This window comes from Sulfuricella sp., from assembly GCF_035531155.1.
Classification (GTDB): Bacteria; Pseudomonadota; Gammaproteobacteria; order Burkholderiales; family Sulfuricellaceae; genus Sulfuricella.
Genome location: NZ_DATKTK010000024.1, coordinates 1 through 5709 on the forward strand (window position 1 = coordinate 1; position 5709 = coordinate 5709).

Sequence of the window (5709 nt, forward strand, 5' to 3'; positions counted from 1 at the left end):
CCATTGCAGGCATGTCCCGATTGCAGTACTGCGTTCGTAACCCAGACCATGCCTGTTCCAACTTGCTTGCGCCAATGGAACGCCCCGATATCCCAGCTCGAAGAAACGCTCCACGAACATGGAGCGCAATGAATCGTGGCCCAAAATGTTTACAAGAAAATCGATGGTTTCTTTTCCTGATATGACATCGAGCGGAAGTAACTGCACCACACGCGGCGGCAGAAACGACCGCATGGATTCGCCATAAACTACGCCGTGCATCAAGTCCTCATCGACCATTTGTTCGTAATCCGGCCGGGGATCGGATCCAGTGCGTGTGCCCAACTGGATAAGCGCCATCGCCTCGTTCCGATGACCGCTCGGGGGAAAGCCGGAGACATAGTGGTCCAGAATGTCATGCACCAGCACAGAGGTGTTAATCCTCTCACCAGGGCTGGGGGTGGAGGCGATTATTTCCGGATCATCGAGCGCAATGTCCAGCTTCCAGCCCCGCGCGCCGAATCCGTCCGGCCATTCACTCCGGTATGTGACGCGGACAACAACATTGAGGAGCGCACTCTGTGGGATCTGGAAAAGCCTCATGACACCCTCCTGGGCGTATCCTTGTCCCAAATCAGCTGCAGCAAGCGTGAGTCGCCAACGTTGCTGGCGACGGGGCATTTCTCGCACCCGAGATGTGTCGGCGGATTCTCGCAACCGAAACATCGTTTCACGAGTCGAGCAGTCGTAGCAATTTGTTCCAGTACGAGTTCGCATTCTTTCTGCTTCCATTCCACGCTTCGGCGCAATTCTTCAAGCAAGGCGAATACCTTATGACTCGCTTGATCACCGCTCTGGCTATGGGAACGAATGGTCGTAAGTTCGGCAATGTCCCGCAGCGCGACACCTAGGGCCGTCAGGTGCTGAACTACGCGGATGAGCTCGATGTCGTCGTCTGTGTACAGACGCACGCCCTTTGCCGTCTTCACCGGCGCCAGGATTCCCTGCTCCTCATAGAAGCGAAGGGTGCGGGTTGAGGTATTGAGCAGGCCCGCCGCCTCACCAATCTTCAGAGGTTTCATCCTCTCGGTCTGAGTAGGGCCTTGCTTGGCCCTCGGCATCATGGCCTACAACCCTATCAACTGAGCCTGATAACCGTGCTTCAAAACACTTTCCAGCAACTCCTTTGACGATGTGGTGTTCGGTTGATACTGCACGACAATAAGATGCTCCTGTTTGGGATCGAAGCTCACTTGGGTAACCCCTGGGACCTCACGCAGACAGGTCAGGAGGGGGCGCGAAGTGCCCTCATCCAATACATCATTGACGTGAATCAGGACCTTAACGTGGGACGTAGTCATCGGTATATCTCCTTATTGTGTCCAGTGAACAACATCATGTCCGCTGCTCTGGCGTACTCGAAAAAAGTTGCCGCTCCGCCTCACTCGATACTGGTCTTTTCTGGGATTCAGCCATTAACTAACGTTAACGTTAAGATAGTCTCAGCAGGCGCCGCCTGTCAAGTACGTACACTGGCTAGGAAAATCCACCGATGTTTGCTCTTGCTGCCACCAGATTTCGGTGGGGCGGGCATATAAAAATTTAGCCATGCATCATTTTCATCTTGTGAATCCAATTCTCGCGTGCGAGACGGTGATAAATGACCCGTTGCGCAGGATCAAGCAGCCGGTATCCCTTTATGTGATACGGGATCATCTCGTAACCAAGATAGGCTTGGGCGTGCCCGACAGCCTGGACATCTCGGGTCAGCGCTCTGATGGACGGATTGGGCAGTTTGGCATCCTCGCTGTACTGCCGGGCGGCCTTCTTGAGAGCCATGATCCCTCGCTCAGTATCCTGCATCATGCCCATTGCCAGCATTTTTTCCTGTTTGATCTGTGCTGGGGTAAGACGTAGCGCTGAGGAATTCATTAGGTCCCAGTGTGGCCCAGGATGAAATTGGTAAAAATGCTCTGGGAAACCCAAAGAGTGATGTGCAAAATACATATGCATTTTTGCCATGGCATTTGTGTCGCCGGGCATCGCGGCTTCTACTGGTGGTATCCCCATGGCCATCGCGGCAAGTGCCATGGCCGTTGTCACAATCCTTACTGTCTTCGTCATTTGTCGTATCCTCTTCGTTGCATTTGCAATTATGCGCATTCAAACTCACCAAGACCTGCAGAAGGCGGTCATTCCCCTAGTCGTCGCAGGCGCCAAATTCTTACAAATCGCAAAATACAATCGTAGACATTGGGTTGCACCATAAACGCAACTTTGCTGCAACATCCATCCCTTCCTTACCCCGCGCAGCAGGACAATTCACGAACATCCCTGGTGAAAGTCTGGGCGCAGAGTTTGATCCCTTCCACCATGGTGAGATAGGGGAAGAGCTGGTCAGAAAGCTCTTGGACGGTCATGCGGGCACGCAGGGCCAGGGCCGCCACCTGGATGACTTCGCCGCCCTCCGAGGCCACGACATGCGCACCCAGCAACCGGCCAGAACCCTTCTCGGCTATCAGTTTGATGAAGCCACGGGTGTCGAAATTGGCGAGCGCCCGCGGCACGTTGTCGAGCGTCAGCGTGCGGCTGTCGGTTTTGATACCGTCGTGGTGCGCTTCCGCTTCGCTGTAGCCCACGGTCGCCACTTGCGGATCGGTGAACACCACGGCAGGCATTGCCCTCAGGTTGAGAACCGTATCGCCGCCGGTCATGTTGATGGCGGCACGGGTGCCGGCCGCTGCCGCCACGTAGACGAATTGCGGCTGGTCGGTGCAGTCGCCAGCGGCGTAAATGTTCGGGCTATTCGTGCGCATACCCTGGTCGATGACGATGGCCCCTTGCGCATTTATGGCCACGCCCGCCGCTTCCAGATTCAGGCTGCGTGCGTTCGGTGCGCGACCAGTGGCGATCAGCAACTTGTCGACACGCAGTTCGCCGTGCCCGGTGGTCAGCACGAATTCGCCGTCCGCATAAGCGATATGGCTGGCTTGCGTGTGCTCCAGCACCTCGATGCCTTCGGCGCGAAACGCGGCCGTGATGGCTACGCCAATGGCCTGGTCTTCCCGGAGGAACAAGGTGCCGCGTGCCAGAATCGTCACCTGGCTGCCGAGCCGGGCGAAGGCTTGCGCCAGTTCCAGCGCGACCACCGACGAACCGATCACGGCCAGCCGCTCAGGAATCGTGTCGCTGATCAGCGCCTCGGTGGAAGTCCAGTAGGCTGTGTCCTTCAAGCCGGGAATCGGCGGAATCGCCGGGCTGGCACCGGTGGCGATCAGGCAGCGATCGAAGGCCACTTCGCACTCGCCGCCATCGTTCAATTGGACGTTGAGGCTATGGCCGCTCATGAAACGAGCCTCGCCGTGCAGCACGGTGATGGCGGGATTGCCGTCCAGGATGCCTTCGTATTTGGCGTGGCGCAGCTCATCGACGCGAGCCTGTTGCTGGGCCAGCAGTTTGCCCCGGTCAATCACAGGCACCGCCGATGAGATGCCGCCATCGAATGGGCTTTCCCGGCGCATATGCGCGATGTGCGCCGCTCGGATCATGATCTTGGACGGCACGCAGCCGATGTTCACGCAGGTGCCGCCGATGGTGCCGCGCTCGATCAGCGTCACGCGTGCACTTTGCTCGACGGCTTTAAGCGCGGCCGCCATCGCCGCGCCACCGCTGCCGATCACGGCTATATGCAGCGCCTCCCCATCGCCGCTACGCCTCGTTTCGCCGTCCTGTCCGCCCAGCGTTTTGTTCAACAGACCAGAGGGCTTATTCGGCGTGTTAGGGAGCCGAGCGCGGTAGCCAAGCGCTGCCACTGCGGCAACCAGCGGGTCCAGGCCCACGCCGGTGTCCACCTCGATCTCCGCTTGCCGCTGGGGATAGGACACCGAGGCCGAGCGGACGCCGGGCACCCTCTCCAGAGCCTGCCGTGTGTGCACGGCGCACGAGTCGCAGGTCATGCCCTCGATTTGAAGAGTGATCGTGTCAGCCATGATTTCGCTCTCCCTGCTTGATGCTGGACGGGTAGCCTGCATCCTTGGTTGCCCGGGTCAGGGCCTGCACGTTGGTCTTGCTGTCGTTGTAGGTAACGATGACCTGTTTTTTTGCCTCGTCGATACCAACCTTTCCCACGCCAGGCACTCGCTGGAGCGCAGTGCGCACGGTAATCGGGCAGGCGCCACAGGTCATGCCAGGAATCGACAGCGTGACGGTCCGGGTTGCGGCCCAGGCGGGCGCGCTCAGGGCAGCGGACAGGGCAAGAAGGATCGCGAATTTTTTCATGACAATCTCCTTTCAATAGAACAGCGGCAGGACGTAGGGAAAAACGATGGCAACCAGGATCAAGGCGGCCACGATCCAGAAAACGAGCTTATAAACGGAGCGAACCAGTGGAATCGCGCAGACATCACCCGGTTTGCAGGCTTGTGATGGGCGGTAGATGCGCCGCCAGGCGAAGAACAGCGCGATGAGTGCCGCGCCGATGAAGATCGGGCGATATGGTTCCAGCGCCGTCAGGTTGCCAATCCAGGCCCCGCTGATTCCCAAGGCGACCAGGACCAGCGGCCCGAGGCAGCAGGTCGAGGCGAGGATGGCGGCCAGCCCGCCGGCGAAGAGCGCGCCGCGCCCGGTTTGTGGTTCAGACATACGCTTCTCCTTTCGAATTCAGATCGGATAGCGTAACCTTACTTCCGTACTTATGTACGGAGTCAAGCGGTATGGAAAATAATTTGGGGAACCTGACCATCGGCGTTTTCGCCAAGGCGGCCGGGGTCAACGTGGAGACGATCCGGTTCTATCAGCGCAAGGGCTTGCTACCGGAGCCGGACAAGCCCTATGGCAGCATCCGCCGCTACGGCGAGGCGGACGTGGTGCGGGTGAAATTCGTGAAGTCGGCCCAGCGGCTAGGGTTCAGCCTGGATGAAATTGCCGAGTTGCTGCGGCTGGAGGATGGCACCCATTGCGAGGAAGCCAGCAGTCTAGCCGAGCACAAGCTCCAGGACGTGCGCGAAAAGATGGCCGACTTGGCGCGCATGGAGGCCGTGCTGTCCGAGCTTGTGTGCGCCTGCCATGCGCGAAAGGGGAACGTTTCCTGCCCGCTAATTGCGTCACTAAAAAATCGCGCAGCGTGTCCGGGTGACCGAGCCACTTGCGCTCCACGAGCAACGCCACGGCCGACGTGCCGTCGAGTTCGCTGACCACCATGTTCACGTTTCCTCCCAACGGGCTGAGTATTCATCTACCAAACAGGTATTGAACGTACAATATTATCTGTATATCAAGGTAGAAGGAAAAGCGGGCGCCATCCCTAACCGACCGATCGTCTTCTGGAAACACGCCTCACAGGTTTTCATATTCCAACGCGGGTCATGTGTGCGGCACCGGTGTTTTTGGCCTCAGAAGTCATGGGTTTTCAACCGAATTTTGCACATAGCCTTTTTTAGCCATGTGCAAGAAGAAACGGGTTATTTGACAGTTTCAGAGTCTCCTGTGCAGTTCAATGGTAAACACCTACCAATGTTCGAGAGCGCAGATCAGATCGCGAGATATTGGCCTCGCGGCGTTTCTACGAAGATACTTTTGCTATGCCGTTGAAACGCCGGATCAATACTGCAATGTGGTGAAATATATTGACTGGAGTAGATGCGGATCGTTGCCCGATATAGCCAAAGACGATACCGTAAACCAGGTGCGCAGCGTATACCGTAAGTGGAAACTTGACCGGAGCGAAATCCT

The 5709-nt window shown here is 57.6% G+C and carries 8 protein-coding genes; 1 reads left to right on the top strand and 7 read right to left on the bottom strand.

Going from position 1 to position 5709, the window contains the following annotated elements; translation table 11 throughout:
- The 7 genes from VMV64_RS04195 to merT form a co-directional block, all read right to left on the bottom strand.
- Positions 1-582, bottom strand: a 582-nt coding sequence (locus tag VMV64_RS04195; RefSeq protein WP_325328696.1) for a hypothetical protein, incomplete at its 3' end; no start/stop codon positions are given.
- Positions 579-1061, bottom strand: coding sequence for a MerR family transcriptional regulator (locus tag VMV64_RS04200; protein ID WP_325328697.1), 483 nt, complete (start codon positions 1059-1061; stop codon positions 579-581). The genes VMV64_RS04200 and VMV64_RS04195, both read right to left, overlap by 4 nt.
- Before the next feature lie 45 nt (positions 1062-1106).
- Positions 1107-1340: a hypothetical protein gene (locus VMV64_RS04205; protein ID WP_325328698.1), complete on the bottom strand. Its 234-nt coding sequence runs from the start codon at positions 1338-1340 to the stop codon at positions 1107-1109.
- Positions 1341-1581: 241 nt separating this feature from the next.
- Positions 1582-2103: a hypothetical protein gene (locus VMV64_RS04210; protein WP_325328699.1), complete on the bottom strand. Its 522-nt coding sequence runs from the start codon at positions 2101-2103 to the stop codon at positions 1582-1584.
- Positions 2104-2279: 176 nt separating this feature from the next.
- On the bottom strand, positions 2280-3968 hold the full coding sequence (merA, locus tag VMV64_RS04215; RefSeq protein ID WP_325328700.1) for a mercury(II) reductase: 1689 nt from the start codon (positions 3966-3968) through the stop codon (positions 2280-2282).
- A complete protein-coding gene (gene merP / locus VMV64_RS04220; RefSeq protein WP_325328701.1) occupies positions 3961-4257 on the bottom strand; it encodes a mercury resistance system periplasmic binding protein MerP in 297 nt (98 codons plus the stop codon). Before merP ends, merA begins: the two co-directional genes overlap by 8 nt.
- A gap of 12 nt (positions 4258-4269) precedes the next feature.
- On the bottom strand, positions 4270-4620 hold the full coding sequence (gene merT / locus VMV64_RS04225) for a mercuric ion transporter MerT (protein WP_325328702.1): 351 nt from the start codon (positions 4618-4620) through the stop codon (positions 4270-4272).
- Between the two features lie 71 nt (positions 4621-4691).
- Here merT and merR point away from each other — a divergent pair, with 71 nt between their 5' ends.
- Entirely contained in the window at positions 4692-5171 is a 480-nt protein-coding gene (merR, locus tag VMV64_RS04230; protein ID WP_325328703.1) for an Hg(II)-responsive transcriptional regulator, read from the top strand.
- Positions 5172-5709: the final 538 nt, after the last annotated feature.

Excerpts from the sequence above, each read along its gene's own strand:
- VMV64_RS04205 (WP_325328698.1), bottom strand. The coding sequence starts at position 1,340 with ATGACTACGTCCCACGTTAAGGTCCTGATTCACGTCAATGATGTATTG.
- merA (WP_325328700.1), bottom strand. The coding sequence starts at position 3,968 with ATGGCTGACACGATCACTCTTCAAATCGAGGGCATGACCTGCGACTCG.
- VMV64_RS04200 (WP_325328697.1), bottom strand. The coding sequence starts at position 1,061 with ATGAAACCTCTGAAGATTGGTGAGGCGGCGGGCCTGCTCAATACCTCA.
- merP (WP_325328701.1), bottom strand. The coding sequence starts at position 4,257 with ATGAAAAAATTCGCGATCCTTCTTGCCCTGTCCGCTGCCCTGAGCGCG.
- VMV64_RS04210 (WP_325328699.1), bottom strand. The coding sequence starts at position 2,103 with ATGACGAAGACAGTAAGGATTGTGACAACGGCCATGGCACTTGCCGCG.
- merT (WP_325328702.1), bottom strand. The coding sequence starts at position 4,620 with ATGTCTGAACCACAAACCGGGCGCGGCGCGCTCTTCGCCGGCGGGCTG.
- merR (WP_325328703.1), top strand. The coding sequence starts at position 4,692 with ATGGAAAATAATTTGGGGAACCTGACCATCGGCGTTTTCGCCAAGGCG.